Origin of the sequence: Arthrobacter bambusae (assembly GCF_022606295.1) — a bacterium.
Classification (GTDB): domain Bacteria; phylum Actinomycetota; class Actinomycetes; order Actinomycetales; family Micrococcaceae; genus Arthrobacter; species Arthrobacter bambusae_A.
This window is the reverse complement of sequence record NZ_JAHHZS010000005.1, coordinates 1-25,618: the sequence shown is the minus strand read 5'-3', so window position 1 is coordinate 25,618 and position 25,618 is coordinate 1. Positions and strand designations below refer to the sequence as shown.

At 64.0% G+C, this 25,618-nt stretch carries 23 protein-coding genes; 12 read left to right on the top strand and 11 right to left on the bottom strand.

Going from position 1 to position 25,618, the window contains the following annotated elements; genetic code table 11:
- The first annotated feature begins 11 nt into the window (after nt 1-11).
- The 9 genes from KNN17_RS04840 to KNN17_RS04800 all read left to right on the top strand — a co-directional run bounded on the left by KNN17_RS04840 (nt 12) and on the right by KNN17_RS04800 (nt 10,847).
- Nucleotides 12-956: an FKBP-type peptidyl-prolyl cis-trans isomerase gene (locus KNN17_RS04840; protein WP_241707728.1), complete on the top strand. Its 945-nt coding sequence runs from the start codon at nt 12-14 to the stop codon at nt 954-956.
- Between the two features lie 49 nt (nt 957-1,005).
- Nucleotides 1,006-1,401, top strand: a complete 396-nt coding sequence (locus tag KNN17_RS04835) for an FKBP-type peptidyl-prolyl cis-trans isomerase (protein ID WP_078108905.1) — start codon at nt 1,006-1,008, stop codon at nt 1,399-1,401.
- A gap of 95 nt (nt 1,402-1,496) precedes the next feature.
- Nucleotides 1,497-3,533 carry a helix-turn-helix transcriptional regulator gene (locus KNN17_RS04830; protein WP_241707727.1) on the top strand — a complete coding sequence of 679 codons (2,037 nt, stop codon included), beginning with the start codon at nt 1,497-1,499 and terminating at the stop codon, nt 3,531-3,533.
- Between the two features lie 9 nt (nt 3,534-3,542).
- On the top strand, nt 3,543-3,893 hold the full coding sequence (locus KNN17_RS04825; RefSeq protein ID WP_241707726.1) for a hypothetical protein: 351 nt from the start codon (nt 3,543-3,545) through the stop codon (nt 3,891-3,893).
- Nucleotides 3,894-3,925: 32 nt separating this feature from the next.
- Nucleotides 3,926-4,192, top strand: a complete 267-nt coding sequence (gene tatA, locus KNN17_RS04820) for a Sec-independent protein translocase subunit TatA (protein WP_078108908.1) — start codon at nt 3,926-3,928, stop codon at nt 4,190-4,192.
- Between the two features lie 48 nt (nt 4,193-4,240).
- Nucleotides 4,241-5,035 carry a twin-arginine translocase subunit TatC gene (tatC, locus tag KNN17_RS04815; RefSeq protein ID WP_078108942.1) on the top strand — a complete coding sequence of 265 codons (795 nt, stop codon included), beginning with the start codon at nt 4,241-4,243 and terminating at the stop codon, nt 5,033-5,035.
- 24 nt (nt 5,036-5,059) lie between these two features.
- Nucleotides 5,060-7,957 (top strand): DEAD/DEAH box helicase, encoded by a 2,898-nt coding sequence (locus tag KNN17_RS04810; RefSeq protein ID WP_241707725.1) that lies wholly within the window; start codon nt 5,060-5,062, stop codon nt 7,955-7,957.
- A 31-nt stretch (nt 7,958-7,988) separates the two neighbouring features.
- Nucleotides 7,989-9,665, top strand: coding sequence for an amidohydrolase (locus tag KNN17_RS04805; RefSeq protein ID WP_241707724.1), 1,677 nt, complete (start codon nt 7,989-7,991; stop codon nt 9,663-9,665).
- 438 nt (nt 9,666-10,103) lie between these two features.
- On the top strand, nt 10,104-10,847 hold the full coding sequence (locus KNN17_RS04800) for a polyprenol monophosphomannose synthase (RefSeq protein WP_241707723.1): 744 nt from the start codon (nt 10,104-10,106) through the stop codon (nt 10,845-10,847).
- Nucleotides 10,848-10,928: 81 nt separating this feature from the next.
- Here KNN17_RS04800 and KNN17_RS04795 read toward each other — a convergent pair whose 3' ends face one another.
- The 4 genes from KNN17_RS04795 to KNN17_RS04780 all read right to left on the bottom strand — a co-directional run bounded on the left by KNN17_RS04795 (nt 10,929) and on the right by KNN17_RS04780 (nt 14,083).
- On the bottom strand, nt 10,929-11,276 hold the full coding sequence (locus tag KNN17_RS04795) for an RNA polymerase-binding protein RbpA (protein WP_059389983.1): 348 nt from the start codon (nt 11,274-11,276) through the stop codon (nt 10,929-10,931).
- Between the two features lie 243 nt (nt 11,277-11,519).
- The gene (locus tag KNN17_RS04790) at nt 11,520-12,539 is read right to left on the bottom strand and encodes an SPFH domain-containing protein (protein ID WP_241707722.1); all 1,020 of its coding nucleotides are present in this window, start codon (nt 12,537-12,539) and stop codon (nt 11,520-11,522) included.
- Between the two features lie 118 nt (nt 12,540-12,657).
- Entirely contained in the window at nt 12,658-13,119 is a 462-nt protein-coding gene (locus KNN17_RS04785) for an NfeD family protein (RefSeq protein WP_078108913.1), read from the bottom strand.
- A 109-nt stretch (nt 13,120-13,228) separates the two neighbouring features.
- Nucleotides 13,229-14,083, bottom strand: coding sequence for a methyltransferase domain-containing protein (locus tag KNN17_RS04780; protein WP_241707721.1), 855 nt, complete (start codon nt 14,081-14,083; stop codon nt 13,229-13,231).
- 68 nt (nt 14,084-14,151) lie between these two features.
- Between KNN17_RS04780 and KNN17_RS04775 the strand changes: the two genes are divergently transcribed.
- Nucleotides 14,152-16,179, top strand: a complete 2,028-nt coding sequence (locus KNN17_RS04775) for a S9 family peptidase (RefSeq protein ID WP_241707720.1) — start codon at nt 14,152-14,154, stop codon at nt 16,177-16,179.
- Here KNN17_RS04775 and KNN17_RS04770 read toward each other — a convergent pair.
- The 4 genes from KNN17_RS04770 to KNN17_RS04755 are packed head-to-tail and all read right to left on the bottom strand — an operon-like array spanning nt 16,169 to nt 19,875.
- On the bottom strand, nt 16,169-16,846 hold the full coding sequence (locus KNN17_RS04770) for a peptide deformylase (RefSeq protein WP_241707719.1): 678 nt from the start codon (nt 16,844-16,846) through the stop codon (nt 16,169-16,171). The genes KNN17_RS04775 and KNN17_RS04770 overlap by 11 nt on opposite strands.
- Before the next feature lie 15 nt (nt 16,847-16,861).
- Nucleotides 16,862-18,004, bottom strand: a complete 1,143-nt coding sequence (locus KNN17_RS04765; protein ID WP_241707718.1) for an FAD-dependent oxidoreductase — start codon at nt 18,002-18,004, stop codon at nt 16,862-16,864.
- Nucleotides 17,997-18,725 carry a class I SAM-dependent methyltransferase gene (locus KNN17_RS04760; protein ID WP_241707836.1) on the bottom strand — a complete coding sequence of 243 codons (729 nt, stop codon included), beginning with the start codon at nt 18,723-18,725 and terminating at the stop codon, nt 17,997-17,999. The genes KNN17_RS04765 and KNN17_RS04760 overlap by 8 nt, the downstream gene beginning before the upstream one ends.
- Nucleotides 18,726-18,738: 13 nt before the next feature.
- Entirely contained in the window at nt 18,739-19,875 is a 1,137-nt protein-coding gene (locus KNN17_RS04755; RefSeq protein WP_078108919.1) for a type III polyketide synthase, read from the bottom strand.
- 218 nt (nt 19,876-20,093) lie between these two features.
- Between KNN17_RS04755 and KNN17_RS04750 the strand changes: the two genes are divergently transcribed.
- Together KNN17_RS04750 and KNN17_RS04745 are read left to right on the top strand one after the other, a co-directional pair.
- On the top strand, nt 20,094-20,837 hold the full coding sequence (locus KNN17_RS04750; protein WP_241707717.1) for a hypothetical protein: 744 nt from the start codon (nt 20,094-20,096) through the stop codon (nt 20,835-20,837).
- Nucleotides 20,834-21,697 carry a hypothetical protein gene (locus KNN17_RS04745; protein WP_241707716.1) on the top strand — a complete coding sequence of 288 codons (864 nt, stop codon included), beginning with the start codon at nt 20,834-20,836 and terminating at the stop codon, nt 21,695-21,697. Before KNN17_RS04750 ends, KNN17_RS04745 begins: the two co-directional genes overlap by 4 nt.
- A gap of 33 nt (nt 21,698-21,730) precedes the next feature.
- Here KNN17_RS04745 and KNN17_RS04740 read toward each other — a convergent pair whose 3' ends face one another.
- From KNN17_RS04740 to KNN17_RS04730, 3 genes are all read right to left on the bottom strand, one after another.
- Nucleotides 21,731-22,390 carry a class F sortase gene (locus KNN17_RS04740; RefSeq protein ID WP_241707715.1) on the bottom strand — a complete coding sequence of 220 codons (660 nt, stop codon included), beginning with the start codon at nt 22,388-22,390 and terminating at the stop codon, nt 21,731-21,733.
- Between the two features lie 98 nt (nt 22,391-22,488).
- Nucleotides 22,489-24,804 carry a hypothetical protein gene (locus KNN17_RS04735; RefSeq protein ID WP_241707714.1) on the bottom strand — a complete coding sequence of 772 codons (2,316 nt, stop codon included), beginning with the start codon at nt 24,802-24,804 and terminating at the stop codon, nt 22,489-22,491.
- A 196-nt stretch (nt 24,805-25,000) separates the two neighbouring features.
- Nucleotides 25,001-25,186, bottom strand: a complete 186-nt coding sequence (locus KNN17_RS04730; RefSeq protein WP_241707713.1) for a hypothetical protein — start codon at nt 25,184-25,186, stop codon at nt 25,001-25,003.
- Between the last annotated feature and the right edge of the window lie 432 nt (nt 25,187-25,618).

The following is a 25,618-nucleotide window of genomic DNA, read 5'->3' as shown; positions in this document are numbered from 1 at the left end:
AAGTTCAATTTGTGCGACGTCTACTAGCAATTCTTATCCCCGGCCTTTTGCTGCTCACCGCCTGCGGCGGAAGTCCAGCAACAACAGCAACCCCGGAGCCCACCAGCCAGTCCGCCGGCGATGTCGCCAAGCTGGATTCCCTCAAGGTCTCCGATAATGGAGACAAGAAGGCCCCCGGCCTGGATTTCACCAAGCCGTTGGACGTAACGCAGCCGACCATCAAGATGGTCAGCGACGGCACCGGTGACAAAGTGAAGGCCGGACAGGTGGCGCAGATCACCTACATTGCCGTCGACGGCAAGGACGGCAAGACACTCGAAGACACCTTCCCGACAGGGTCGCAGCCGGTCGAACTGAACGACCAGCTCAAGACCGGCAGCGCTGTGCTTTACAACGCGCTGGTCGGTGCGAAGGTCGGCGCCGACATCGCTTTTGCCGTCCCGGGAACTCCGGCTTCTGCTGAAGCAGCGGCAACGTCATCCCAGCTGGTGGTCTTCAAGGTCACCGGCGTCAAGGACGCAGTCAAACCCTTGGACAAGCCTGAGGGCGACACCGTGACTCCGCCCGCCGGCCTCCCCACGGTCAAGGTCGACGACAAGGGAATTCCGCAGATTTCCGTTGACGGTGCGAAGGCGCCGTCGGCCCTCGTCGCCCAGGACCTCATCAAGGGCAAGGGCGCAGTCGTCAAGGAAACGGACACCCTGACGGTCAACTACGTCGGCGTCACCTTGGCTGACGGCAAGAAGTTCGACTCGAGCTACGACAAGGGCCAGACCGCCAGCTTCGCGCTGAACGGCGTCATCAAGGGCTGGACTCAAGGCCTGACGGGCAAGACCGTCGGCTCCCGTGTCCTCCTGGTCATCCCCAAGAGCCTCGCATATGGCGACGCGGCCGCAGCCCAGGGCCAGCCCACGGGCGACCTGGTCTTCGTCGTGGACATCCTGGGCGCCCAGTAGCCTTCCGCAATTATCCGAAACACCGTAGCTATCACATTGAGGAGTACCCATGTCATTTGGTCAGCGCGATTACGACCGCACCAAGCCGGAGATCGACTTCCCGGAGGGCGACGTCCCCACGGAACTCGTTATCAAGGACATCATCGTTGGTGACGGCGCCGAGGCCCAGGCCGGCGACACCGTCTCCACCCACTACGTCGGCGTGGCTTGGTCCACCGGCGAGGAATTCGACGCATCCTGGGGCCGCGGCGCGCCGCTGGACTTCCGAGTGGGCGTCGGCCAGGTCATCCAGGGCTGGGACCAGGGACTGCTCGGGATGAAGGTCGGCGGCCGCCGTCGCCTCGAGATCCCCTCCGAGCTTGCTTACGGTTCCCGCGGCGCAGGCGCGGCCATCAAGCCGAACGAAGCCCTCATCTTCGTGGTGGACCTCGTGGCAGTCCGCTAGGTTTCACAGCATGGGAAGGCGCGTCTGCAGCCGGAGAAATCCGGCCGCAGACGCGCCTTCCGCCTTTGGCGGCGGAATTTAGTAACGTTGCAAGGGTGTCCGCATCACGTACCGAACGACTCCTGAACCTGTTGATTGCCCTTCTGAACACGAGATATGGGCTGTCCCGGGCCGTTCTCAGGCAGAAGGTCTATCACGACGCCGGCGGCAGCGACGTCGCGTTCGGACGCATGTTTGAACGCGACAAGTCAGACCTGAAGCAGTTTGGCTTCGAGATCGAAACGCTCTTCGACCACGGATTCGGCGCGGACGATCCCGCCTCGACCCGATACCGCATCGGCAAGGAGTCCAATCGCCTGCCGTACGTGCAGCTGACGCCGGCGGAGGGCACGGTCCTGCTCCTGGCCGCGCAGCTATGGGAGCGCGCGGCGCTCGGCTCAGCTGCGGCAAGCGCATTGCGGAAGCTGCAGGCTTCCGGCGACCTTGCCGACGTCCAACTCCCTGCCGGTGTCCAGCCGCGCATCAAGCCCGCAGGCCAGGCTTTTGACGACATCATCATGGCCATGAACGGCCGGCACCCCGTGAGTTTCGGCTACCGTGCCGCCAGCACCGGCAAGGACGAACGCCGCACCGTGGAGCCTTGGGGCCTCGGGAGCCGGTTCGGCCAGTGGTACGTGGTGGGCTTGGACAGCGCACGCCAGGCGAAGCGGTTCTTCCGGCTGTCCCGGATGACGAGCGATGTCCATGTCGAGACCGGGCATCACTGCGAGACACCTCCGGGGTTCGATATCCGCGCCGAACTGGACAGCCTCACCGAACTTCCTTTGCAGGAGGCCCACCTCGACGTCGCCGAAGGCCGTCTGCTCGGTCTTCGCAAGCGCGCGGTGAGTGTCACGGGGACGGCTGCCACCAGCGGCTCCCCAGGCGGCTGGGACCGGCTGTCGGTGCCTTTTCGGGACAGTGAGCTGCTCGCCGAGGAACTGGCCTCCTACGGTCCCCACGTCCGCGTCGCGGGACCTCCGGAGCTGCGCGATGCCGTGATCCGGCGGCTTGAGGCGGCCGCTGCGTTCGCCTCGAGCCCCGCCGTCGAGGTCCGCTTCTCCGGCGCCGGCCCGGCGCCGCTGGCACGTAAGCGGACCTCCGAAGACCAACTCAACCGCATGCTGCAGCTGGTCCCTTTCCTTGTCCACAACCAGGGCCTGCCGATCCAGGAAGTGGCGGACCGCTTCGGTGTGACCCGCGAGGAACTCGTGGCCGACCTGACCATACTGATTTGCTCCGGCCGGCCCGAGGGTTATCCGGACGACTTGTTTGACATCGATTGGGAGAACGAGCACGTCTACATCCGCGAGCACCTCGAACTCAACCGGCCCATCCGCTTCAGCGTTGACGAGGCTTGCGCGCTGCTCACGGGCCTGGCGACCCTGGGCGGGCTCCCCGCCCAGGCCGGAATGTCGGAGGATGAGCAGAGCGGCGCCCTGGAGTCCGTCACACTGAAGCTCACCGGCGCTGCGGGCGAGGCCGGCCGTTTGGCGGCAGCCGTCGCGGGACCACCCGTAACCCCCGCCGACGCCGGGGCGTTCGACACCATCACCCACGCGATCCAGTCGGGGCAACAATTGCGGCTTCGCTACTTGTCCCGGCAGCGCGACTCGATCTCCGAGCGGGACGTCGACCCTTTCCGGCTGTATTCCTTGGACAACACGTGGTATTTCGAGGCCTATTGCCATAGCAAAGCCGGGCTGCGGAACTTCCGCCTGGACCGCATCGAGGAAGTCACGCCCAATGGCCAGCCGGTTTCCCGGAGTTCCGCCGTCGAGGAAGGCGTTCCGGTGAAGCTGTACACGCCCAACGACGACGACGTCGTCGTCGTCCTCCACTTGACCCGGCAAGGCGTCGGACTGGCGGGCGACTATTACGCTGAGCGGACCGCCGTCCTTCCCGACGGCGGCTTGCTGGCCGAGATCCGGTTCGGAAATGCTGACTGGTTGCCGATGTTCGTCGCGCAGCATGGCGGTGCGGCCCGCATTTTGCAGCCGGCCGAGTTGGCGGACAAGTCGGCGGCGTGGGTGGCAGCGGCCCTCCGGCAGTACAAGCAGGCGGACCCGGTACAAACCGTGAAGGCTGGTTAGACTACTCAAATGCCTTGGTGGTCCTGGATCCTTCTGTGGGTCGCGCTGATTGCGGTATCGCTGCTTTGCTATGTCCTGTTGGGCGTTCGGCTTTTCCGGAAGTTCATGGCCACGGTGCGTGAACTGAGTGAGGCAGGGGAGGCGCTCGGGCACCGCCCGCACCTTCGCGAACATGCCGACGACGACGGCGGGGCCCCGGCGGATGTGTTCGGTGCGGCCGTTTTTGCCTCACCGGAACAGATGCGTCATGATTACGTGACGGCCAAGGCCTCCCGCCGGGAAGTGCGTCGCCAAAAGCGCGTTAAGCGCAAAGCAGAACGGGGCCAACCCCAGTCTCTGCACGACATCGAATTCAGTTAGACGTAGGATGTATTCCAACGAAAGGACTTCCCGTGGGACGACTATTTGATGGCCCTTGGCCAATTGTCATTATCATCATCGTGGCCCTGCTGCTGTTCGCGGCCCCCAAGCTGCCTGCCATGGCCCGTAGCCTCGGCCAGTCAATGCGCATCATCAGGTCCGAAGTCAAGGAAATGAAGAACGACGGGAAGCCTGCGGCCAAGGACGACACGGACCCCGTTGAGGGCAGAGTGGTCAACCACCCCGAAGCGAACAAGAGCGGCAACGACACTGACGTTCCGCCCGCAAACCGTAGCTAAGCAGTAGTGGCAACGAAGACAGGCCGCAAAGCCAACCCCGAAGGGCGGATGGCGCTCCTAGACCACCTGAGGGAGCTTAAGAACCGGCTGATCAAGTCTGCCATCGGCGTTCTCCTGGGCGCCGTGGCAGGGTGGTTCCTCTACGAGCCGGTGGTCAACAGCCTGTCGGATCCGTTGATCAAGATCGCCCAGGAGACCAAGCGGACCGCCGTCCTGAACTTCGCGAGCGTGGGAGATCCTTTCGACTTCAAGTTCCGCATTGCGATCCAGATCGGCTTGGTGCTCTCCAGCCCCATCTGGATCTATCAGGTCTGGGCATTCATTACGCCGGGCCTGACCAAGAAAGAGCGCCGGTACACGCTGGGGTACATGGCGGCCGCGGTGCCGTTGTTCCTGGCCGGGGTCTATGTTGCATGGACAGTCATCCCGAACGTGGTGCGTGCGCTGTTGCAGTTCACGCCGCAAAACGGGGCCAACAACATCGACGCATCCCAGTACCTGACGTTCGCCACGCACATGCTTCTTTTCCTCGGCATCGCGTTCCTGGTGCCGGTGGTGTTGGTGGGCGTCAACATGGCCGGCGTCCTGAGTGGCAAGACCATCCTCAAAGCCTGGCGCATCACGGTCTTCCTCGTGTTCGTCCTGGCGGCCGTTGCCGCGCCCGGTGCGGACGCCTTGTCGATGTTCATGCTCGCCGGCCCTCTCCTTGCGCTGTTCTTCGCCGCGATCGGGCTCTGCATGCTGAACGACAAACGGCGCGCGCGCCAGCAGTCGAAGATCGCTGCTGAGACGGATGCCACGGCCGACATCGCCACACGTGCTTCCGATCTGGAGAATCTCTAGTCTCACGGCCACTAGGCTTGAAGCATGTCCTCCAATTCAGGGGCCCTTTCGCCCTCAGAAGCCTTTCAAGCCGCAGCGCAGCGGAGTGCTGAGTCGAAGACCTACCTTGGCACTTTCGCCCAATCGCTGGAGTTCGAACTCGACGAATTCCAGCGCGACGCCTGCCGTTCGCTCCAGGAGGGCAGGGGAGTGCTCGTGGCGGCGCCCACGGGTGCCGGGAAGACAATCGTCGGCGAGTTCGCCATCTATCTGGCGCTCGAACGCGGACTCAAGGCGTTCTATACGACGCCCATCAAGGCGCTGAGCAACCAGAAGTTCTCCGAGCTCTCGGCGAAGTACGGCGTCTCGAACGTGGGACTGCTGACCGGCGATACCACCATCAACGGCGAGGCTCCTATTGTCGTGATGACCACTGAGGTCCTGCGGAACATGCTGTACGCGGACTCGGACACCCTCGGGGACCTTGGCTACGTGGTCATGGATGAGGTGCACTACCTGGCAGACCGCTTCCGCGGCGCAGTCTGGGAAGAAGTGATCATCCACCTGCCCAGCGAAGTGCAAGTGGTCTCCCTCAGCGCAACGGTGTCCAACGCAGAGGAGTTCGGCGCGTGGCTCGACACCGTGCGCGGGCACACCGATGTGATTGTCTCCGAGCACCGTCCCGTCCCTTTGTGGCAGCACGTCATGGTGGGGCGTGAGATCGTCGACCTCTTCGCCGGGGACACCAGCTTCGACGAGATCGCTCCGGAGGCACCCGACGGCGAAGCTCCTGCACCGGAGGCAGTGCGGGAGCCGGACCGGAATCCCCTGCAGAGGGAGTTCGAAGTCAACCCGGAGCTGCTGTCCATGGCCAGGGCAGAAAGCCAGATGAATTACCGTGGCCGCTTCGGCCATGGTGGGCGTAGTCGCCGCCGGCAGGACCGCCAGCGCGACAATACCGCCGCGGAGCAGCGCAGCCCGGTCCGCAAGGCCAGCCGGCCCCAGATCATCGCGAGCCTGGACCGCCAGGGATTGCTACCGGCCATCACCTTCATTTTCTCCCGCGCCGGCTGCGACGGGGCCGTGGCGCAGTGTGCCGCCGCCGGCTTGTGGCTCACGACGGAGCGGGAACAACAAATCATCGCATCCCGGGTGGATGAGGCCAGCCGTGAGATTCCGGCCGACGACCTGGATGTCCTGGGCTTTTGGAGCTGGCGCGACGGCCTGCTCCGCGGCCTCGCCGCGCATCACGCCGGCTTGCTGCCGACCTTCAAGGAGGTTGTGGAGACGCTCTTCGCGGACGGCCTGGTGAAAGCGGTGTTTGCAACGGAAACCCTTGCGCTGGGCGTCAACATGCCTGCCCGCTGCGTCGTCCTCGAGAAGCTCGACAAGTTCAACGGCGAAGCCCACGTCAACATCACCGCGGGGGAGTACACGCAGTTGACCGGCCGCGCTGGACGGCGCGGAATCGACGTCGAGGGCCATGCCGTGGTCCTCTGGCAACCGGGCACTGACCCTGCCGCCGTCGCCGGCTTGGCATCGCGGCGCACCTATCCGCTCAACTCAAGCTTCCGGCCCACGTACAACATGAGCATCAACTTGATTGCCCAGTTCGGCCGGCCCCGGGCACGGCAGATCCTCGAATCGTCGTTCGCCCAGTTCCAGGCTGACCGTTCCGTGGTGGGGCTCGCCAAGCAGGTTCGCAGCCGCGAAGAGTCGCTCGCGGGGTATGCGGAATCCATGAAGTGCCACCTGGGCGACTTTACCGAGTACGCCAAACTCCGGCGGGACCTGGGCGAAGCCGAGCAGTTTGCCTCGCGGAGCACCTCGCGGGCCCGCAAATCGCTGACCGTCGACTCCCTGACCCGGCTCATGCCCGGCGACATCGTCAAGGTTCCCGGCGGGCGTACGCCGGGCTACGCCGTCGTGCTCAATGCCGATCCCAACTCGCGTGAACCGCGCCCCGCCGTTCTCACGGACGACAACCAGCTGCATAGGATCGGCGCCCACGAAGTCGAAGGGCCGGTCGCTCCCGTGTCCTGGATCCGGATTCCGAAGTCGTTCAACGCGAAACTGCCCAAATCGCGCCGTGACCTGGCATCCGCCATGCGGAATGCAGTGCGTGAGGGACGCCCGCCGGCCCGCGGCACCAACCGGAGCGAGGACTTCGGCCGCGCCCGCTACCTGCCGGACCAGGAAAAGAAGATCGCAGACCTCCGCAGGGCGCTGCGCGCCCATCCTTGCCACGGCTGCAGTGAACGCGAGGACCATGCCCGCTGGGCTGAACGCTGGTGGAAATTGCGTCATGAAACCGATGGGCTCGTCCGGCAGATCCAGGGCCGCACCAATACGATCGCGAAGACATTCGACCGCGTGTGCGACGTCCTCGCCGCCTACGGTTACCTCCAGACGTCCGACGCCGGCCATGTCACCATCAGCGCGGACGGCCAGCGCCTGCGCCGGATCTACGGCGAAAAAGACCTGCTGATCTCGCAATCCATCCGCCAAGGGGCCATTAAGGACCTCGACGCCGCAGAACTGGCCGCGCTGGCGAGCACGATGGTCTACCAAGCGAAGCGCGACGACCGGGGCCTGCGACCCAAAATGCCGTCCGTGTCCCTCGAAACGGCCGTGGACATCGTGGTGCATGAGTGGTCAGCGCTGGAGGACGTCGAGGACAAGAACAGGCTGCCATTGACCGCCGAGCCTGAGCTTGGACTTGTCTGGCCCATCTTCAAATGGGCCAAGGGCCGCCACCTTCAGGAAGTTCTCAGTGGTACCGACCTCGCCGCGGGCGACTTTGTGCGCTGGGCGAAGCAGGTGATCGACCTGCTGGACCAGATGGCCAAGATTCCAGGGCTCGAACGTCGACACACCAAGATATGCCGCGAAGCGATCGACCTGGTCCGCCGCGGCGTGGTCGCGTACTCCAACGTCTCCTGACCCCCACAGATTCCCAGCAAGGAGCATATCCATGACCCATCCAGGCGTGCCCGCCGACAGCCGGCCCCGCAAGGTCACCATGTACCGGAACGGCTCTGTCTACACTGCCGCTGATCCCTTCGCGACCGCAATGCTGGTTGACGGCGACACCGTTGCTTGGGTTGGCTCGGAGCAGGCAGCGACGTCGATTGCCGACTCGTCGATGGAAGTCATCGATCTCCGGGGAGCCTTGCTGGCGCCCGGTTTCGTGGACTCCCACATGCACCTCACCGAGACTGGAATCGCTGCCGGTTCCCTCCAGCTGGCGGGGGTCCGCTCGGCGCGCGAATTGCTCGACGCCGTCGCCCGGGCCGCCAAGGATCTTGGCGCCTCCGGCTCCGTGCTTGGCCACGGTTGGGACGAGTCAGTGTGGGGCGAAAGAACCCTGCCCACACCGGAGGAGATCGATCGCGCCGCAGGCGGACGCAAGGTGTACCTGGCACGCGTGGATGCGCATTCGGCCCTTGCCTCGTCCTCCCTGGCATCCGCGGCGGGACTGGACGGCCTCGACGGCTACGACGGTTCCGCCCATGTCCTGGGGGCCGCCCACACTGCTGCCCGGCTGGTCGCCAGGCAGTTCCCCGACGCCGAACGCCGCCGATACCAGGAAGTGGCACTCCAGGAGGCTGCGGCCAACGGCTACGTCGCACTGGCCGAAATGGCGGCCCCGCACATTTGCAGTGTCGAAGACCTTCGCATGTCCGCCTCGTGGAACTCCGGGCCATGGAGCGAGGACAGGGCAGCCGTCCCCGGAATTCTTCCCTACTGGGGCGAACTGGCCACGTCGACGGAGCATGCCGCTGCCATCCTGGAGGGCCTGGACGTAGACGTTCTTGGCCTGGCCGGTGATTTGAACATCGATGGTTCGATCGGATCGCGAACGGCTGCCCTCAGCGCAGACTACGCCGACGCGCCGGGCCACCGCGGAAGCCTCTATGTCTCCGTCGACGAAGCCGCCCGCCACTTTGCGGCCTGTTCGACGCTCGGCATCCAGGCAGGCTTCCACGTCATTGGCGACGCGGGACTGAAGACGGCGCTGGATGCCTTGGACCTTGCCGCGTCGGAAGTAGGGGAGCAGCGCGTCCGTGCCGCTGCGCACCGGCTGGAGCATGTGGAAATGGCCGACGCCGGCGACCTCGCCCGGCTTGCCAAGTATTCGATCACCGTGAGCGCACAGCCAGCCTTCGATGCCGCCTGGGGCGGGGCCGGAAAACTGTATGAGCAGCGACTGGGGGAGCGAAGCCTTGCCATGAATCCCTTTGCTTCGTATTACTCCACCGGCGTGCCGGTGTGTTTTGGAAGCGACAGCCCGGTCACGCCGTTGCGGCCGTGGTCCAGCGTGAGGGCGTGCCTGGAACACAGCAATCCGGATCAACGCATTTCTGCACGGGCAGCGTTCCTCGGACACACCAGGGCCGGCTGGCGCGCGAGCAAAGAGCGCAATCCGTTCATGGGGCAATTGGTCCCCGGGGCTCCTGCAAGTTTCGCGGTGTGGGAAGTTGAGGAACTGATGGTGCAAGTGGCCGATGACCGAGTCCAGTCCTGGTCCACCGATCCACGTGCTCGAACGCCCCTCCTCCCGGCGTTGGACGGCGGCAGCGATCCCGCTTGCCTGCAGACAGTGCGCGAAGGCCAGGAGATCTTCGCGAGTGAAACTTTGCGGTCATAGTTCCAGATAGCCTGCTTGGCCTGAAGGCCCCTGACCTGCATGGATGAACAAAGCCCCAGCTCAGGGGGCGCTTGACACGATTTGTGAAGTCCGTAGCATTTAGGGTCAACAGACTGCCACAGGGAATACCTGGTTGTCTGGCCGCGGTCGGTTCCGGTTGTCAAAAACAGTCAACGGACCCGTTTCCCACGACCGTGGCACTCGTAGTGGGCAGGTCCACGGTGCTGCAGAAAACGGTTCGGCCACGAGTACAACGCGCGGGCCGGCACTGGACCTGGGCTTGTGGACCTGCCCGCGGCCAGTGGTGACCCTTGTGGCGGACGCCACAGATGTCCCAAAGTACGTCGGGTTGTCGTCCTATAATGGAGAGTTGCGCCTGAATGCCAGCCACGCTGCTGCTCCGGCCCACTGACCGCTCCATCAAGGAAAGGCCTCTTCTTGCGTGTCCTGACGATCATCCCCACGTACAACGAGCTGGAATCGCTACCCAAGACCCTCGGACGGCTGCGCGCGGCTGTGCCCGCCTCCGACGTCCTGGTTGTCGACGACAACAGCCCTGACGGCACGGGACAGCTCGCCGACAGCATCGCCGCCGAGGACAGCCAGGTCCACGTCCTGCACCGCAAGGGCAAGGAAGGCCTCGGAGCCGCGTACATTGCCGGATTCAAGTGGGGCATGGCCGCCGGCTACGACGTCCTGGTTGAGATGGACGCCGACGGTTCGCATCAGCCCGAGCAACTGCCGTTGCTGCTGGAAGCGATCAACGACGGCGCCGACCTCGCCATGGGCTCACGCTGGGTTCCGGGTGGCGGCACCGTGAACTGGCCGCTCTACCGCCAGGCGATTTCGCGCACGGGCAGCACCTATGCCCGGCTCATGCTCGGCTTGAAGATCAAAGACATCACCGGCGGCTACCGTGCGTTCCGCCGCAGCACCCTCGAGGCGCTCAAGCTGGACCAGGTCGAGTCGGTTGGGTACGGCTTCCAGGTGGACCTGGCGTGGCGGGTGGCCAAACTTGGACTGAAGATCGTCGAACGCCCCATTACCTTCGTGGAGCGCGAGCTCGGAGCCTCCAAGATGAGCGGCAACATCGTCGTCGAGGCCATGATCAACGTCACCAAATGGGGGCTGGCTTCCCGCTGGGCCGCGTTGACCGGGAAGAAGACCCGGGTCCCAAAGTAGGCCGGACACACAAAGGCCGGATCTGCGCTCTGCGAAGAGGGCGGATCCGGCCTTTGGCGTGGGCCTTGAAAATCGTGGCTGTTATGCCGAGCGGCGTTCCCCGCGACGTTCGCGCAGGATGTTCAGGCGGTCTTCGAGGATCTGCTCAAGCTCGGGAAGGCTGCGGCGCTCCAGCAGCATGTCCCAGTGTGTGCGGACGGCCTTCTCGTTGGTGTCAACGGGGCGTTCACCATCAACCAGGAGCGCTTCCTTGCCTGTCTTGGAAACCCAGACAGGAGGAATCTCGGCTTCGGAGGAGAAGGTAACGAAGACCTGCTCTCCGTCCGCGCAGCGGTATTCAACCCGTTGACGCGGCGCCGGCTCCACACCGGATTCGGTTTCCATGCTCTGGGCGCCAAGACGCATGCCCCGCAGGCTGCGATCGCTCATGATTACTCCCTCTGTCTGTTCGCGGAACCATGCTCCGCGCTAGCCGGACGCCGCGATGGCGTCGCCCGGACTACTGTCTGCACACGTTGCATCACTAGATGAAACGCCTGACCAAGCGTTAATGTTCCGTTCGGACTGAACCGGCCGGACAAATACACCATTATACGCGGATCGAAGCTGACAGGACAAAGCGAAGGGGACCGGCCAGTTAATCTGGCCGGTCCCCTTGCACGCCGTCCGCAGTTATGGCGACGGTTCCTGCGCAGCTGCAGTTGATTGCGCGTGTCCCGAACTTACGGCCGGTGTGCCCGCCGGGGCAGGGACCTCGGCTGACGGCTTCCCGGAATCGCTGAACAGGTCCGCCACGCCTGATCCACCGTTGGCGCCACCCAGCGCACCGCCGATGCCTTTGAGGGCCTCGCCGACCTCGCTGGGGATGATCCACAGTTTGTTCGATGATCCCTCCGCAATCTTCGGCAGGGTCTGAAGGTACTGGTAGGCCAGCAGCTTTTGGTCCGGGTTGCCCTTGTGGATGGCGTCGAAGACTTTCTGGATGGCCTGCGCTTCGCCGTCGGCGCGGAGGATCGCTGCCTTGGCGTCACCCTCTGCGGCGAGGATTGCTGCCTGCCGCTGGCCCTCGGCCGTGAGGATCGCCGATTGCTTGGTGCCTTCGGCGGTCAGAATCGCGGCACGCCGGTCGCGCTCGGCCCGCATCTGCTTCTCCATTGAGTCCTGGATGGAGTGTGGCGGGTCGATTGCCTTGAGTTCCACGCGTGAAACGCGGATTCCCCAGCGTCCGGTGGCTTCGTCCAGGACCCCGCGGAGCTGGCCGTTGATCTGGTCGCGCGAGGTGAGCGCTTCTTCAAGGTTCAAGCCGCCCACGACGTTGCGGAGCGTCGTGGTGGTCAGCTGTTCAACAGCCTGGATGTAGTTGGCGATCTCGTAGGTCGCCGCCCGGGGATCCGTGACCTGGAAGTAGACCACGGTGTCGATGGAGACAACCAGGTTGTCTTCGGTAATCACCGGCTGCGGCGGGAAGGAAACCACTTGTTCGCGAAGATCCAACAGCGGCAGCAGGCGGTCGACGAACGGGATGAGGATGGTGAGCCCGGGGTTGAGCGTGCGCTGGTACTTGCCGAGGCGTTCCACGACGCCGGCGCGCGCTTGCGGGATGATCCTGATCGAGCGGACCAAGACGATAATCACGAATATGACGAGAACTAGCAGCACAATCGCGGCTGCCGTTCCTCCCAAGCTGTCCATACATCTCCTTCATTCCCCAGTTACGTATTTGATGCGGTATGTGTGCGGCAAAATGCCGGTCGCTCGTCGCCGGACGCTCATCGTCGAACGTACGGCTTGAGCCATGGCGGGATGCTTCTCAGTGCGGGCTGTTTTCCGCCGTCAAGGCGACCACCGCCGTCGCGCCGTCAATCCTGGTGACCTGCACGGTCTGGCCGGCGTCGATGGTTTCCGCCGCGCTGCGGGCGCTCCACACGTCGCCACCGATTTTGACGAGTCCCGCCGTCGCGCTGACAGGCTCCATGACGAGGGCGGATTGGCCGATCAAGCGGTCCACGTTGGTGCGTTGCTCGGCGGGACCCTTGCGGAGATGCTTCAGCGCGATAGGACGGACAAAGGCGATCATCAGCAGGGACACGATGCAAAGGACGACGATCTGCAACCATAGATCGGCTCCGGCGAAGTCAGCGACCAGGGCAGCCAGCGCGCCGGCCCCGAGCATGATGAAGAAGAAGCTGAGAGTCAGCATCTCCACCACGGCGAAAGCGAGAAACACCGTGAGCCAGAGAGCCCACCAGTTGCTGCCAAGCCATTCAAACATCGTTCCCCCTGTTTCCGGACTTGCGGCGGCAGCCGGTCTGCCCCGGACTGCAGCGTCGGCAAGATCACAGTCGCTGTTTTTCCATCCTAGCCCGGTGCGAAGGTTACCGTTAGGAGCCTTGCTCCGGCGCTGTGAAAACGCTGAGGGTGAACTTCGCAGTGGCTTTGACTGACGTTTCCGCGGCCGTCGACGCGAGGAGTGCGGAGCGCTCGAGATGGTGGCCTGCGGGACCCATGAAGGCGACATCGGCGATGTCCCGCCCGCTGAGATTGAGATCCACGTCGAGTCGAACGGTGTCCGCGAGAGTGAAGTACTCCTGCATCGACTCGGCAAGTCGCTCGTCTTTGCCCGGCTCAATGCCCAGCATTCCGGTCCGTTCCGCAATCTCCCCAAGATGTCCGTCGCGCGGAGTCACCACGATCACCCGGCCGCCTGGACGCAGCACACGGGCGAACTCCGGTGGATTCCGAGGGGCAAAGACAACGATGAGGGCATCCACGGCGTGGTCCGCGAGCGGCAGGGGCCGCCAGATATCCCACACCAGGTTGATGGCGCCCGGATTCAACCTCGCAGCCCGGCGGAGGGCGAACTTTGAAATATCAATGCCGATGGCCGCTGCCGGAGTGCGGTCCAGCACTGTGCGCAGGTAGTGGCCGGTTCCGGTCCCCGAATCCAGGACGAGGGATCCCGGCGCCGCCAGGTCCGGGGCCGCAAGCTCCGCGATGGCCTCGGCAACGGGAGCATAATGGCCAGCGCCCAGGAAATCGTGGCGGGCTGCGACCATCTCGGCCGAGTCGGCCTCGAAGACCGTGCCCTTGCCGCTGAGCAGGTTGAAGTAGCCCTGTTTGGCGGAATCGAAACTGTGGCCGGCGACGCAACCCAGCGAAAACGGCGGAGCTTCGTTCAGGCGGAAAGGCCCGTTGCAGACCGGGCAGCGCAAGGAACGGACGGCGTCGGAAAGCATATGGACAATCCTACGGCGGCCGGAGTGGCGCATATCGCCCCGGGGTGACTGCGGCTAGGCTCACCAGCGTGAAAGCCGAACAACTCCCGCTGCTGAATGCCGTCTCTGCTCCCGCCACCCATCCCGATGGGACGCGCGCCGTCGTGTCGGTCACGCGGCCCGATTTCGACGCCGATGCGTACGTAGGGCAGCTCTGGAGCATTCCCTTTGACCAGGCGATGCCACCCCGGCGGATCACCCGTGGCTTCCGGGACACCGCACCGGCCTTCTCGCCGGACGGCAATGTGCTGGCATTCCTGCGGACGACGCCGGACGGCAAGCCGCAACTGCACGTGGTGGAGGCCGACGGCGGGGAGCCGAAAGCGATCACCGACCAGAAACTGGGCGTCTCCGAGTTTTCCTGGGCGCCTGATTCGCGCAGGATGGTGTTCTCCTCGCGGGTTCCCGAAGAAGGCCGCTACGGAACGGTTGACGGCGTCGGAGCCGGGAGCGAAGATCCGCGCCTGATCACCGGCAACCAATACAGGCTCAATGGCTTGGGGTTCACCGCGGACAAGCCGGCCCAACTGTTCGTCGTCGACGTTCCCGAGCCGGGAATGGAACCCCCCGTGGTTCCCGCCGGGAGGGCCGCCAAGGCTCGGGGGTCCGAAGCGGTTGGCTTGGTGCCGCCGGCGGTGCAGTTGACGTTCGGCGACGCCGACCACACCTCGCCGTCGTTCAGCAGCGACGGTACGAGCGTCTATTTTGTCGCTTCGCTCCACGAAGGGCACGACGCCGATATCGCCTCGGGTATCTATCGTGTCCCGGCCGCGGGCGGAGAGACCACGGCGCTGCGTCCGGACGCTGCGCCGCAGTCCGTCCATGAAGTCTGCGAATCCGTGAACGGTGAATGGCTGTTCTTCACGGCACAGGACCTCGGTGACGACGGCCTGGACTTCGTCGCGAGGAACACGGCGCTGTACGCCATGCCGGTCCGGGGAACCAGCGCGACGATGCTCAGCGACGTCGAAAACCAGGACATCGGCGGCCGCCTCGAAGCCCGTGGGGCGGACGGGGTGCTCGCGCTCAACACGAGCCGTGGGAGCGTCCAGCTGATCCAGTGGACAGCCGATGGCGAGAGCGAGGTCCTCGTCAAGGGGCCACTGGTCGTGATCGGAGCGTCCGCGGTGGGGGACGTCGTGGCTGTCACGTATGGGGACGCCTCGAGCAGTGGCGAGGTCGGCGTTCTGGAAAAGGGCGAATTCCGCTTGCTCACGGACTTCGCCAAGGGGTTCCGGGACGGAGCTACCGTCCTTGAACCGCATGAGTTCACCGCCACCGGCACTGACGGATACCCGGTCCATGGCTGGGCGGTCCTGCCGGAGGGGAACGGCCCCCATCCCGTGCTGCTCACCATCCACGGAGGTCCTTTCGCCCAGTACACGGGTGCCTTCTTCGACGAAGCGCAGGTATACGCCGAGGCGGGATACGCCGTGCTGATGTGCAACCCGCGCGGTTCCGCAGGATACGGCCAGGCGCACGGTGGAGCCATCAAGGAAAAGATGGGCACGGTGGACATGGCGGATGTGCTCACCTTCCTGGAGGGTGCGTTGGAAGCCTTTCCGGCAATGGACAGGGAATCGATCGGCATCATGGGCGGGTCCTACGGCGGATACCTCACCGCCTGGGTCATCGGCCATGAACACCGCTTCAAGGCAGCCATTGTGGAGCGCGGATTCCTCGACCCGGTCAGCTTTGCCGGCTCCTCGGATATCGGATGGTTCTTCGGCGGCCAATACACGGGAGGCTCATCCGAGCAGATGGCTGCCCAAAGCCCCATGGCCGTGGTGACTGAAGTGCGGACGCCCACGCTGGTGATCCACAGCGAAAACGATCTCCGGTGCCCGGTTGAACAAGGCCAGCGCTACTTCGCGGCCCTCAAGGCGCAGGGCGTGGAGGCGGCGTTGCTCCTCTTCCCGGGTGAGGACCACGAACTGTCGCGATCGGGCACGCCGCACCACAGGCGGCAACGTTTCGAGCAGATCCTGGCATGGTGGTCAACGCACCTGCCTTCCAGGGCAAATCCGCCGCGCGAAACCGGTTCAGTTACGCGTTGAGGAAACCGAGTCCGCTGCGTGCCTCGTCGATTCCGGGGTACGCCCAGTGGGCGGAGTACTCTCCATCGTTTGCCAGCGAACGCAGTTCGGCGCGATCCAGATAGATTCCGCCGTGCAGGTGGTCGGTCTCATGCTGGACTATCCGGGCCTGCCACCCGGAGAATCCGGCCGAGGTCGTGCTGCCGTCAGGACGCTGGTAGTGCAGGCGGACGTCGCGGTGCCGTGTCACCACGGCCTGGAATCCGCGCATCGACAGGCATCCTTCATAGAACGACGCCGTGGATGTCCCCTCGGGCTCGTAGCTTGGATTCAGTATCGCGAAGAAGCCCAGGGGCGTCCTCTGCCGGATCTCCGAGGCAAGAGGGTCGACATCGAAATGGTCTTCGAGCACAGCCAACTGCAAGGGGATGCCGAGCTGCGGCGCCGCGAGGCCCACGCCGGGAGCGGCATGCATGACATCCCGCATCCGCTCGATCAGCTGCGCCAATTCGGTGTCGTCGAGCTGGCCGTCATAGGGCGCTGCGCGCTGGCGCAGCACGGGATGGCCGACCTGCACGATGGGCGGGAGGCCTTCAAGACCGAGTAACTCCTGGACTGCGCTGCGGATTTCCGAGGCAGTAAATGTTGTGTCCGGGCCGGAAGGCAGGGGACGCGTCTCAAAGTCCATGGATTGAGCTTAGTGTCAGTGCATCGTGAACCGACGGGCAACAAGCTCCGAGAACAGGGGCAACGTGATGGCCCGACCGATCAGGGCGTTCCGTGCGCTGAGGACTTTTGGCGGCAGGGGGCGGCCGAGGGCCATATTCAGGCTGGCCTGCCAGATGGCTTTCTTCGCCGCACGTTGGCGGTCCCGCTCGAAACCGGCCAGCTGCTTGCCGGCGGGGCTGTTGGCGGATGTCCGCAACGCTTCGCTGATGATCGGCGCCAAGGCAACTGCGTCCAACCAGCCCAGGTTCATCCCTTGTCCGCCGATCGGGCTGATTTCGTGCGCAGCATCTCCGAGAAGGGCGATCCGTCCGTGGACCATCCGGGAGACCAGCCGCGACGTGACGCCGAAGGCGCTGATCATCGTATTGCTTGCTGAGTCCACCGCACCGCCGGTCCGCTTCGTGATGAGGGTGGCGAGCGCATGCGGAGTGGGTTCCTGGCACGGGGCGCCAAGCCGGACCACCCACCTTCGGATGCCGCCAGGGAGCGGAAAGGACTCCACGATTCCTGCCGGCTCAAGGAAAAGGACCGCGTTGTGGCCGTACAGCGATTCATCCCTGAAGTCGCCCATGACGTAGTAGTCGGGATAGGTGCGGAGGTGTGGCTCCAGTCCCAGTCCCGCGCGCACTGCCGAGTGTACGCCGTCGGCCGCCACCACGAAGCGCCCCAGGAACTCCACTGGAGCCCCGGCTTGCTGTCCCCGCAACCGCAGGTGCCCGCCGTCGTCGACGACTTCCTCAACGTGGACGCCTCGGTGGAGGGCGTCAGGATCCAGGTCGATGACCCTGGACTCAAGGGCCTGGGTGGTGAGGTATTGCGGAACCGAAAGGATGAACGGGTACTCAGCCGAGGCGCGGGCGAAGTCCATGTCGGCGACTTTCCGGCCGCCGCTGTACGCGGCACCGTGGCTGATCCGCACGCCTGAAGAGACCAGCGGATGGGCGGCGCCTACGGTGTCCAAAGCGGCCAGGGCAGGAGGATGTATTCCTATGGCGCGGGTCTGGCGGATCCGCGATTCGCGTCTTTCCAGAACTGCAACGCGATGCCCGTTTTGCAGGAGCAGAGCTGCCATGAACAGCCCGACAGGCCCGGCTCCAACCACCACGACGTCAAACATCGGGGACCTCGCCGGGCCGGTAGACCAGCAGGTTGTGCCACATGCCGTTCGATTCAACAGTCCAGGCCGGGGGAGTGGCGGCACGGAGTTCCACCGCTGTGTAGCTTCGCCTGATGGAGGTGAGGCCGTCACCGTGGATATAGGATCCGACGCCGAGGGGCCAGGATCCTGCCCAGAAGAGCGCGTATGCCACGCGACTGCGCTTGAGGTCGTTGTGCAGGGCGAGCCTGCGGCACAGGCGTTCGGAATCGCCGAGGAACGAGTCGAGTTCCGGGGCGGTCAGATGGTGGAGGACGTGGTTCGAAATAACGACGTCGAACGTGCGCCCTTCTGACACGAGCTCCGAGCTGAGTGCCTTTCGGTAGCTCACGCCCTCCACCGGCGGTGCGGAATTCGCAAAATGGAAGGCACGCTCGTCGGGGTCGATTCCCGTGACTTCCAGGCGGTAACCGTCCGCCGCGGCACGGCGCGCGAGGCTGCGGGCGACGTCTCCACCGCCGCAGCCGATGTCAAGGACCGTGGTGGGCGCCGCCGTCGTGAGCAACGGCTTGATCCGTGAGCTGTAGGTGGCGCGCCAGCCGGACACCACCGCGTTGACGATAGGAAAGCGCGCGTAGCTCCGGTTGAGGCGCTCGAGCTCGCAATCGGGGCGGTCCATGTCTTCGACGGCGGTCACATCCCGTGCGGCGAGAAAGCCTCTTGGGCGGGGGCGGGCAGCCATCACGGAGCCAGCATCAGAGATCCGGGGAAACCCGGGTGAACAGCCCTGTCTCCACGGTGAGGCCGGGGCCGAATGCCATGGAACAGATGCGCTCCTCCCGCTGTGCCGGAGCCTGTTCGAGGATGTGCTTCAGGACGAAGAGCACGGTGGCGCTGCTCATGTTGCCGTAGTCGCGAAGGACTTCGCGCGCGGGAATCATCTGTTCTTCGGTGAGTTCAAGTTTCGACTCGACTTTGTCGAGGATGCTGCGGCCGCCGGGATGGATGGCCCAATGCCTGATATCCCGGTAGGGGAGTCCGGCCAGGGAAGGGTCCTGCGCAAACAGCGGCTCAAGCGCGCCGGTGATGTGTTCCTCGATGATGTGGGGCACATACGTGCCGAGAACCATTTCGAAGCCTTCGTCGCCAATGTTCCAGGCCATGGCTTCTTCGCCGACGGGCGTCAGGACAGTCTCGAAATGATCCAGCCTGATCGCCGGGTCCGGCCCCTCAGGTTCGCGGGAAGCCACGACGGCAGCCGCCGCACCGTCCGCGAAGATCGCCGACCCCATGATGGTGTCCGGATCATTCGAGGTCCGGACATGGAGCGAGCAAAGCTCCACGCAGATGACCAGGACCACGGCGGAAGGATCGGCCTGGCAAAACTGCCGGGCCGCCCGGAGGGCAGGGAACGCGGCATAGCAACCCATGAAGCCAAGATGGTAGCGCTGCACGGCCGGACTGAGCCCGAGGGCCCGGACCACTTTGTAGTCGGGGCCGGGATTGAAAAATCCTGTGCAGGAAACAGTTATGACATGAGTTATGTCAAGCAAATCGATATCCGGACATTTCCCTACAGCGGCTTTGGCAGCCTCAATAAACAATTTGGTGGCTTCGACGGCAAAAATTTCATTGCGCACCTTGGTGCTGGGGCTAAGGACACGCCCCGTGGCGGGGTCGAAGAACGACGGATTCTCGGAATGATTATCAAGGGACAATTCGGAGACAGCAGTGAAGCGAGTATCGATCGCTGCTGAATCGAAGCAGGTTCGCACCAATCGGGATCCAAGCCGCGTCAGGCCGGGTTGGGAAGCGAAAACGTCGCGTGCTTGTGGTTGCACAAGCACGGTGGGCGGAACTGCAGTTTCCAGGGACCTCACGTAGACCGGCATGCTTCATTGTTGGCGACGAAGATGCCGTTGACAATGGCACAGCGTGGATATGTGGACGTTTTGAGGGGCATCGGCTGTTTCCGGGGATTCCCAAACGTTCTGCGTCACAAATTGAGGCGACGACCTACTAGTTCTAACAACAGCCCACTTTGTCCGCTCGCCTAGCGGCTGGACGGCAGGCAAAGTGGTCCTAAGTACTTTTGGGGAGGTGCGCAGGTATGCAACGGGAGCTGGATGTCGGGGTTGCGCGGGTCAAGGTGAACCGGCTGCGGCTCCGCTTGGCCGAGCTGGACCGCCAGGCGGGTGTTCTTGACCGACTGGTTGGCCAAGTGGTGAAGCTTGCTTTGGAGCTGTATGAGGCACAGGCGTGGAAGGCCTTTGGGCTGAGTACGTGGGCCGAGTTGGTGGAGGCTGAGCGGCTGGTCCTTCCACGTCTGGGAGGCAGCGCCCGGGTCAATGTCGCCATGGAGCTTGCGGCCGGAAATTTGTCGTTGCGTGCCATCGCCCCTGTCCTTGGCATATCCCACGGGACAGTAAAGACCCTGCTCGCGAAGGGAATCGCAGAAGGTGGAACGCTACCGCCTGTGACACTGTCGCTGGACGGCAAAAGACGCCCGAGTGCCCGCGTTGTACCAATCAATGTGATCGCAGGCGAACTGGTCCACGCTGATTCCAGCCCTGAATCCGACTCCGATTCCAACGCGGGAGTCTTCGATGTCGAGGGCTTCCTGGCGGATGTCGGCGCTTTGGGCGTGGATCACGGTCCTTCCGACGCGGCCGTGCTGGCTGAACTGCACCTGCGGGAGCTGATGGACTCCATCAGGAATATGGGGGCCTCGGAGCTTGTCGTGCAGCGGCTGCCCGAGGCGCATCCCGCACGACGACGCCGGCTGGCCGCCCAGTTCCACGCGGCAGCGGAACTAATGAGCGATGTTGCTAAGCAGTGGGGTGTTGCAGCGTGAGTCCCGGAGTCCGTAGCCGGTTTTCGACGCCAGCCGAACGGGACGCCCTTCTGAGGGACCTGGTAGAAACATGGCAGCGAGAGGGCCGGGACGGCCCGTCGACCAGCGAGCTGTTCGGTTCGTTTCTTCCGGCGCTGTTGTCCGGTTTCCAGCACGAGTTCCCCTCGATTGCCCCCGAGGACGCCCTGTTCTACGCCACGGAAGTTCTTTGCGCCAGCGGGATCCCCGCGGACGTCCCGGCCTGTGCCTGGCTTCTTACGGTGGTCCGCAATGGGCTGCGAACCTGGACGGTCACCCAACGCCACTGGCTCTCAGAGCGGGATGTTCGGGACGGCGTGTGGGCGCATCTGAAGAAGAACCAGGATCTGGGGGAGGGGACGCCGCTGGTATCGGTGTACGGACAGGAGTGCGAGTGGCCCCCGATTCCCCTGGCTATGACGCCCATGCCCGCCGGTTCATCGCCTCTTTGGCAGGAACTGAGGGCGTTGCTTGTCCGTGCCGGCTGGGATCGCGACGTCGCCGAGCACGGCCTGCAGGTGATTGAACAACGGGCGTCCCAACACCTTGAGGAGATCTCCTTCGGATCAGAGCCGGGGCCCGCGCTCTCCCGGTTGGAAACGAACAGGGTGTTGAGCTGCGTGCCCAGGGGCCACAAGAGGGCGCTCGTGGACTTCGTCTGCAGCGAACGCGGCTACCTCTGGGGCCGCCTCCACGGAATTTCCCCCGTCAACGCCCTTGCCCTGCCCGGGGTTCGCGAGGCGTTGGAATCGCTTATCTGGAACAAGGCGAGGCCCAAGAACTCTAGGACGAAGAGCTACGCGTCCCGAAATATGCATTCCTGTGAGGACATCCCTGCGTGACAGGGCCATCTCGTTCTGGACTGGAGTGGTGGGTCATGGCCAGGGGACTGCGGTGACCACGGTGTTGTTGGCGAACTGGGCTTGCCCGTCCATTGGCACGAAGGGGCTGGCAAGATCACACGTGACAACCCTCAGTAGGTGTGGGCCCTCGGTGGCAAAGGCATCTGCGGGCAAGGACGTTTTGGCCAGCGATTCGAGCCCGACGATCTTGTACCGGCACGTCACGCCGGCCTTGTCGGATAGGTAGAGGGGCATGCCCTTGGTCACGTGTGCGAGGGAAGCCATCGGCGCCAACGACCCATCCCGGAAGTTGACGTGCCCGGCCAGCAGGGTCGAGCCCTTCGTGGCACACCCAGGGGCGGACCCTATGTAGCGGGCGGCTTTGGAAGCATCCGGGACCACCAGGTAGCCGGAATCGTCACGGCCTTCGTCTACGAGCCCTACTTCGAGGTCCACGCCCGGGATGGAGAGCGTGCCAGGACGAAGGCTGGGGATCGCAGCCGGGCCAATGTAGGTGTCCGGTTCGGCGGAAGTAAACGCGGACAGGACAGGTATCGGTTGAGCCGGCGGGGGAGCGGGCGGTGCTGTGAAAGCCAGGACGCCTGCGGTGGCTCCGGCCACGCCAAACGAAGCCACGGCGGTCAGTGCAACCCGGTTCCGGCGGGCGCGGGAATGGTTGCGGGTTTGAATCATCGGATTTTCCTTGTTTGTTAGGCGGGGCACCCGGTGATCAGCCTCGGTGGCCGGCTCGGGGTGCCCCGCGTCAATTTGGTGGGGCCCGCCAAGGGGTGTTACCCGGCGTGTTCGTCCGGATACTCGGCAGGTGTTTTAGCTCCTCGGTTATCGAAGCGCCTGCGGTAGAACAGCCCAGCTCCTGCGAGGAGAGCCAGTGCGAGGGTGCTGGCACCTGCGATCAGCAGCGGCCCGTTCGGCCCGGCCTCCGGTGCAGACGTCGGCGCAAAGCCGGTGTTGATCATCAGGGCCGGCTTGTTCGGTGTAACGGTGACTGTTTCGGGGAAGGCGATGATGGTCTCGTTCTTTTCGCCGCAGTTGCCCTTGTGCAGCTGCGCTGTGAATGGTCCCTTGCCTTGGCCTTTGTCGATGGTCAGATTGAGCTCCTCGACGTACCCGTAGGTGCCTTTGTGGGCGATGGTGTGGCCCGGGTAGGTGATTTCACCCGTTGTAGTGACGTCCTGGTCCGTGGAGGTCCAGGTGGGGTTGGCGCAGACGGCCTGGGCGGATCCGTCGGTCGAATCGTCGAATTTGTACTGGTTCACTTTGGTGGTGACTTTGATGCCGGTGCCGGAAGGGATGGTGCCCGAGATCATTCCGATGTCGTGAGCCACGAGCGGCACGGTGCCGTTCTCGGAGGCTTTGGTGACAATCGAAGGTTTCTCGACCGGCACGGTTTCGTTGGGCAGCAGTTCCTTGCCGTCCCATGCCATGGTGGACTCGGTAGGGTTGATCTTCTCGGAGAAGTACAGGTTGGCTGTCTGGCCTATGGCCCACTTCTCGACGACGATCTTTTCCCATGGAACCTCGACGGCGGCGGTCCTGAATTCGCCGTTGCCGGTGACCTTGGTCGTCACGGTACCGATGACCTCGGCATCGGCCGGGGCGGCGTCGGTGCCGCCGGCAACCGGGGAGGCGGAGGTCAGGACCAGATCCGTTGTCACGGTGAGTTCTTTTCCGGGCTCGTTGCCGGTCACGGTGACGACGTCGTGGACCTTGCCGTTTTCAATGATCGATGCCTTGGTCGCGACCTCGGGCTGGTATTTCTGGATCGTCTCTTCGTTCGGGTCGTTGAAGCCTGCCGTCCAATCAGCACGGAAGTACTGCTGCAGTTCCGCGGGCTGGGCCGCCTTGGAGAAGCGGGCCACCGGGTAGTAATAGCCGGCCTTGTCCGCCGTTTTGTCCGCGGTCACCGTGATGTCGCCGGGTCCCGTCGCAGTGCCCGTCCCGGAGGCAACCTTCACCGCGGCGGAAGGGACTTGGGCGGCCGGGGTGAGTTTGACCTGGCTGTAGTACCAGTCGACGTCGAAGCGGGCCGGTACGCTCCCGCCGTTCACGAACGCCCAGTCATTGGTGTTTCCCGTGGACGTGTTCACGTGCAGGACGTCCACCAGGGGCTGGCCGCCCTCCACATATCGGGGAGCGGTCGAGCTCGCTACGGGCTGAAAATCGATGATCACTTTGGCATCGGCCGACGTTCCCGCGACGGGTCGTGCCCCGCCGGCAACGAGAAGGTTCTGGAACCCGGGCACCGAATAGGTTGTGGCTGACACCCCGGGTGCGTCGATCGTCAGTGTGACGGACACTATTCCGTTTCCGGTAGCCGCGAAGCTGAGTTGATCTCCGGTACGGAGGTTGACTGCATGGGAGTTCGTTCCTGACCACACGGCAGGGCCGTTCAGAACAGCGCGGGCCGAGAAGCCGCTCAGCTTGTTTCCGGCCGCGGAAACCAGTTCCGTTGAGGTGACTGTCCCGCCGCGACCGCTAGTGTCCACCGAGAGTTTCGGTTGGGCGGAATACGGACCGGAATTGGCCCGGGCGTCGGCCAGCATCGCGGCGGCCTGTGCGCGGACGGCCGGCATCTGCGGATCAGATGAGTCCCGGAGATTAGCGTAGGGAGCCCCGTTGCCGTTCCACGGCGCGTTGAACTTCGGGTCGGCTTCTTGGTGAGCGAGATAAGCCAGCGCGGGGTGGTTGGCAGGGTCGCCCTGGTATTTCTGGATCGCGTAGTTGAGTTGCGGGTTACCCAGGGACCCCACCGCCCCGGATCCGGCCGGGCCGGCCGGGATCCCGACGTCGAAGCAGAACGCCGTGGGACCTCCGGCGGCTCCGTTCAAGTTCAGGGATCCCAGCCACATCGACCAATCCCCAAACGCCCTGGCCGGCGGAGCCTTGACGGTGATGCCCGATTGGTGCATGCCCGGCAGGTCAGTTGCGGCGTGCGCGGCAGGCGCGGTCAAAACGCCACCGGTCCCGACGGCGGACAGAGTCAGTGCGCCGGCGGCTGCCAAGGCGCCGGTCTTGTAGATCGCCCGCCAGTTCCTTCCCCGTCCCGGCGGGTTGCCGGGGCCTCGTTCGAATCTTCTTTGGCTCACTTATATCCCCTTCTCTTCAACCGCGCCCATAGACGCGATGACCACGCTTCGGGTGGTCCTGTATGTAGAGAGCCGGACTAATCGCAGTCCGAGAGAAGGGTTTGGTTTGAGCTGTCGGTTTTGAGGGAGACATTTTTCAGAGCCTTCAACTGTCAAAAATTTGACAGTTGAACCCCTGGATTTGCGCGGACTTCTTTCATATTGCCAAGGACATCAGGCTGGTGTTTCCGGTAGTCGGCATGGCGGGCAGGAAGTCCATGTCCTTCGGGGAAGCGGTGGCCCAAGCGGCCTCGATCACGGTAACCCGGCGGTGTGAGTTACCTGTGGTTTTTGTGAGTTTGGTCCGGGGGAGTAGCCAGGGGATTCGGCCGATGAGGGCCACGGGTGTGAGTTTGGTGCGTTCGCACAAGTTCCGAGCCGTGCGCCGTGGTGGTGAACAACTTGCTAGAGACGGGTTGTGAGCTGTTGACCGAAGACGCTTTCATCGCCAGCGGAAAGCGCCGGTTCGATCAAGGATCGGGCATTCTTGTCCGTTCTCAATGCAGTTATCAGTCGCGACGTCGGAACTGACAGGTTGGATGAGACGACATCCGGCTCGATTCGTCTCATCCGGGTTGTTGGCTTCGTGTGTTTGGCCATGTCGCGGGCAGTTCGTTTCATGCAGAAGTCCGGCGGCCGTCAGCGATCTCAACAACTCACGATCATCCACGCTGACAACTTAACTGAGAATCCGTTAACTGACAGTTGAATGCGAAAAGTGACATATCTGGAATGAGAACGGACAGTTCTTGGAACCGATTCCACTCCCGTTGTT

What these genes read in the sequence shown, in the direction of transcription:
- KNN17_RS04835 (WP_078108905.1), top strand. Translation starts at nt 1,006, where the DNA reads ATGTCATTTGGTCAGCGCGATTACGACCGCACCAAGCCGGAGATCGAC.
- KNN17_RS04825 (WP_241707726.1), top strand. Translation starts at nt 3,543, where the DNA reads ATGCCTTGGTGGTCCTGGATCCTTCTGTGGGTCGCGCTGATTGCGGTA.
- tatC (WP_078108942.1), top strand. Translation starts at nt 4,241, where the DNA reads ATGGCGCTCCTAGACCACCTGAGGGAGCTTAAGAACCGGCTGATCAAG.
- KNN17_RS04810 (WP_241707725.1), top strand. Translation starts at nt 5,060, where the DNA reads ATGTCCTCCAATTCAGGGGCCCTTTCGCCCTCAGAAGCCTTTCAAGCC.
- KNN17_RS04805 (WP_241707724.1), top strand. Translation starts at nt 7,989, where the DNA reads ATGACCCATCCAGGCGTGCCCGCCGACAGCCGGCCCCGCAAGGTCACC.
- KNN17_RS04795 (WP_059389983.1), bottom strand. Translation starts at nt 11,276, where the DNA reads ATGAGCGATCGCAGCCTGCGGGGCATGCGTCTTGGCGCCCAGAGCATG.
- KNN17_RS04790 (WP_241707722.1), bottom strand. Translation starts at nt 12,539, where the DNA reads ATGGACAGCTTGGGAGGAACGGCAGCCGCGATTGTGCTGCTAGTTCTC.
- KNN17_RS04785 (WP_078108913.1), bottom strand. Translation starts at nt 13,119, where the DNA reads ATGTTTGAATGGCTTGGCAGCAACTGGTGGGCTCTCTGGCTCACGGTG.
- KNN17_RS04780 (WP_241707721.1), bottom strand. Translation starts at nt 14,083, where the DNA reads ATGCTTTCCGACGCCGTCCGTTCCTTGCGCTGCCCGGTCTGCAACGGG.
- KNN17_RS04770 (WP_241707719.1), bottom strand. Translation starts at nt 16,846, where the DNA reads ATGGACTTTGAGACGCGTCCCCTGCCTTCCGGCCCGGACACAACATTT.
- KNN17_RS04765 (WP_241707718.1), bottom strand. Translation starts at nt 18,004, where the DNA reads ATGTTTGACGTCGTGGTGGTTGGAGCCGGGCCTGTCGGGCTGTTCATG.
- KNN17_RS04760 (WP_241707836.1), bottom strand. Translation starts at nt 18,725, where the DNA reads ATGGCTGCCCGCCCCCGCCCAAGAGGCTTTCTCGCCGCACGGGATGTG.
- KNN17_RS04755 (WP_078108919.1), bottom strand. Translation starts at nt 19,875, where the DNA reads ATGCCGGTCTACGTGAGGTCCCTGGAAACTGCAGTTCCGCCCACCGTG.
- KNN17_RS04750 (WP_241707717.1), top strand. Translation starts at nt 20,094, where the DNA reads ATGCAACGGGAGCTGGATGTCGGGGTTGCGCGGGTCAAGGTGAACCGG.
- KNN17_RS04740 (WP_241707715.1), bottom strand. Translation starts at nt 22,390, where the DNA reads ATGATTCAAACCCGCAACCATTCCCGCGCCCGCCGGAACCGGGTTGCA.